We start from the raw sequence: 2,788 nt of genomic DNA, 5'->3' as shown, positions 1-2,788 counted from the left end.
TGGGGAATTGCACCCCGCCCTGAGAACAAGGCCAACATAAATTATCAAATGGGAAGGAATCAAGGGGCAATGGCCCGTCGTTATCTCGAAAATCTCACCCTTTTTAGACGGCTCTGGGGCAAGCGTTTCGGCTTCTATAATTTTGGATTGCACGTGTCTGAGAGCTAGCCACTGGTTCCTCAGGATATTTCCAATGATGTAACCGGAGACTTGGCATCCGCGAGTCGTCTAAGGCCTTGATATTGGACGTAACTCGCGAGCTAGCTTGATGACAAAGGCAAGGCCGCCGGTTCGGATCCTTTCAAGGGCATCGTAACGTTAACCGGACATGGATCAAATTGTGGGATCTGGCTGCATGACCAGATTTAACCGTGATCCTCTTTATCGTCGCCACCGATTTACAGCGGAGGTGATTGCCCCTGCAGTTTGGCTGTACTTCAGGTTTCCGCTCAGCCTGCGGATGGTCGAGGATCTGCTGGCAGCGCGGGGCGTCATCGTCTCTCATCAAACCGTGCGCCTCTGGGCTGAGAAATTCGGTAGACACTTTGCCAATGATATCCGGAGGCGATCTGCCGGAAGGCTCGGCGACAAATGGATCTTGATGAGGTTGTCACCACCATGGGTGGAAAGAAACACTGGCTTTGGCGGGCCGTTGAACAGGATGGCTTTGTTCTCGACGCGCTGGTGCAAAGTCGCCGCAATGCCAAGGCTGCGAAACGTTTGATGCGCAAGATCCTGAAAGGGCAAAGCGGTTCGCCGCGTGTGATGATCACCGACAAGCTGCGCTCCTACGGCGCGGCGAAGCGGGAGATCATGCCCGGCGTCGAGCATCGTCCACACAAGGGACTGAACAATCGGGCGGAGAACTCCCGTCAGCCCGTACGACGAAGGGAAAGGATCATGAAGCGCTTCAAGTCAGCGCGACAGCTTCAGTGTTTCGTGTCCATCCACGACCCGATCGCAAACCTCTTTCACATTCCCCGCCACGATATTCCATCCGCTCACCATCGCGAACTGCGAACAGCAGCCTTGGATACTTGGCGTGACGTCGCTCGCCTTCAAACTGCCTGATCCCGGAAAATCGCACTACCTTGCCCTTGGCACATTAAGTTTATGGTGCCGTGGCGCCAGATCGCCCGCATTCATGCCGCATGCTGTTTGGCCTGATGGCGGGCGGTATTTCCGTCACTGCAGCGCATATCGGTCACATCAGTCCCGGCAATCGAAGGCAGGCTATGTATGTCCTGACTGGAAGGCGCGGGGATCGCGGGCGCGGAGCCCCTTGCCTTTTTTCCGAGATGTTCCCAATCGCCCCCGTCCTTGCTGCGCTCCATCTGGTGCCTCTGGCGAGCCCGTTACGTTTTTTCGGTTTGGAAAAAAGATTGTTGCCCACCAATAGAAGCGGCAGCGCGGGCATTGCCGGACTATGACGCAAGGCCGACCAACCCGAAGGTAGGACGCCGGAAGATCGGGCAGACGTCGGCTCGAGAAGTCAGGAGGCACGCGAGCAAGGACAGCCTCAAGGCTTGCACCATAACGCCTAGATGCTGGAACACACAAAGTCTCCCCAAAAGCGGGGAGACCGTCGCAAGTACTTCCACGATTCAGGCAGCCTTCCTGGCGGCCGGGGTTTTATTGATGGCTGTCACTGCAAGGTTGGTCAGCTTGTTGTTCGTCGCTTTCTCCTGATCGAGGATTTCGCTCAGAAGTTTGTGTGCTTCATCGTGACCGAGGTCTTTGGCCCATTCGCGCAACGAACCGTAGCGGGCGATTTCGTAATGCTCAACAGCCTGGCACGCGGCAAGAAGGCCAGCGTCCAGTGCAGTTCCTTCTGCCTCTTCCATGAGACCTTCTGCTTCCTTGATCAAGCCTTCAATAGCGTCGCATTTTTCACCGGAGGCCTTTTTGCCAATGGATTTGAAAACCTGATCGAGTTTCTTGATCTGCTCCTTTGTTTCCGCAAGGTGATCTTCGGCCGCTCTCTTCAACTCGGCGTTCTTGGCGGCCTTCGCGACTTTGGGCAACGCTTTGGTTATCGCGTTCTCGGCATAATAGACGTCCTGCAATGTGTGTTCAAAAATGTCCGCAAGCGTTTTCATGGGGTTCCTCCGATTTCCGATTGTTGACTACTCTAGGGGACAAATGCGCAATTGCCGCCTTGGTTCCCCGCAGCTCCTGTACGGACGGTCACATCCGCCGCCCACTCCGTTCCCGGGATGTCTCTAATGTGCATTTTTCCCGGTTCGCGTGGCGGTTTCGAACAGCAAGCCATCGGACCGACGTATGTCCCTCGGACGAAAGCTTTGATGGAACCGATGTCAGGGCAATCGCATTTTCGGGTCGTAAGGAGGCTCACGATGCGAGAGGACAAGACCGGGCAATATACCGTCGAGCAACTGCAGCAGGAGTACGCTGTCAGCTTGGCCAAGGCAGTCGAAGTGCTGGATCGGTACGGTGGTGACAGGGCAATAATTGAAAAACTTTTGAAGAGATGTCCGCATAGGAATGACGAAGCTGACCACTAAAGATTGCTGGGCCGAATGCCGACCTTTTTTGCGTGGGCTCGCGACGCACTCGGAGACCCGCGGCTCCGCGCGCTGCCAATTTTTCTAGTTCAGGCACTTTCTCGGCTGGTCGTTGAGAATGTGTGTGAACTCGTTAAGCGTCGCCTGCGACATTTGACTGAGGTCTGTATCCGGCGGCAGGAAACGAAAGCCCGGAATGCGGCAAACTCCGTACCGCGATCAAAGGTGAAGCTCTGACGCGCGAAGGCGGGCAGGGAAGAGAA

Annotated in this window: 2 protein-coding genes and 2 pseudogenes; 2 read left to right on the top strand and 2 right to left on the bottom strand. The window is 55.5% G+C overall.

Translation table 11 applies throughout. The features are described from left to right. Positions 1 to 355: 355 nt before the first annotated feature. Positions 356 to 1,071 (top strand): annotated as a pseudogene (locus V6R85_RS25960) (IS6 family transposase). Positions 1,072 to 1,604: 533 nt separating this feature from the next. Here V6R85_RS25960 and V6R85_RS25955 read toward each other — a convergent pair. After that, on the bottom strand, positions 1,605 to 2,099 hold the full coding sequence (locus V6R85_RS25955) for a ferritin-like domain-containing protein (protein WP_020808108.1): 495 nt from the start codon (positions 2,097 to 2,099) through the stop codon (positions 1,605 to 1,607). A gap of 258 nt (positions 2,100 to 2,357) precedes the next feature. Here V6R85_RS25955 and V6R85_RS25950 point away from each other — a divergent pair, with 258 nt between their 5' ends. Further along, positions 2,358 to 2,525, top strand: a complete 168-nt coding sequence (locus tag V6R85_RS25950) for a hypothetical protein (protein ID WP_166690043.1) — start codon at positions 2,358 to 2,360, stop codon at positions 2,523 to 2,525. An 84-nt stretch (positions 2,526 to 2,609) separates the two neighbouring features. On the opposite strand, the pseudogene V6R85_RS25945 reads toward V6R85_RS25950, so the two are convergent. Continuing rightward, positions 2,610 to 2,788, bottom strand: a pseudogene (locus V6R85_RS25945) (IS30 family transposase); the annotation flags it as partial.

Origin of the sequence: Agrobacterium sp. CCNWLW32, from assembly GCF_037083425.1 — a bacterium.
GTDB lineage: Bacteria > Pseudomonadota > Alphaproteobacteria > Rhizobiales > Rhizobiaceae > Agrobacterium > Agrobacterium radiobacter.
Note: the sequence above shows the minus strand (reverse complement) of the source record. Positions and strands in the feature narration are given on the sequence as shown.